This is a genomic window from Bacillus sp. SIMBA_005 (genome assembly GCF_046535585.1).
Lineage (GTDB): Bacteria > Bacillota > Bacilli > Bacillales > Bacillaceae > Bacillus > Bacillus pumilus.
The window spans coordinates 1-257 of the sequence record NZ_JAWRWI010000695.1 but is presented as its reverse complement, the minus strand read 5'-3'; the positions used below and the strand labels follow the sequence as shown (position 1 = coordinate 257).

Annotated in this window: 1 protein-coding gene; it reads left to right on the top strand. The window is 42.4% G+C overall.

Going from position 1 to position 257, the window contains the following annotated elements; translation table 11 throughout:
• Positions 1-257 (top strand): tyrosine-type recombinase/integrase (locus SB660_RS21855; protein WP_410584532.1); only part of this gene is annotated, 257 nt, incomplete at both ends.

The following is a 257-nucleotide window of genomic DNA, read 5'->3' as shown; positions in this document are numbered from 1 at the left end:
AGCTGATTGCACTCGATTTGGCTGATATTCATCTAACGATGGGCTTTGTACGTGTATTTGGAAAAGGAGGCAAGGAGCGCATTATTCCGCTTGGTAAAAGTGCCCTTTCTGCATTGAGTGTTTATTTAGATGGTGCACGAGGTACATTACAGGGGAAATACCCAAAAACAGATGCCTTTTTTATTAATCAACGAGGCAAACGTTTAACAAGGCAAGGTTGTTGGAAATTAATGAAGGAGCACGCATTAAAGGCGGGC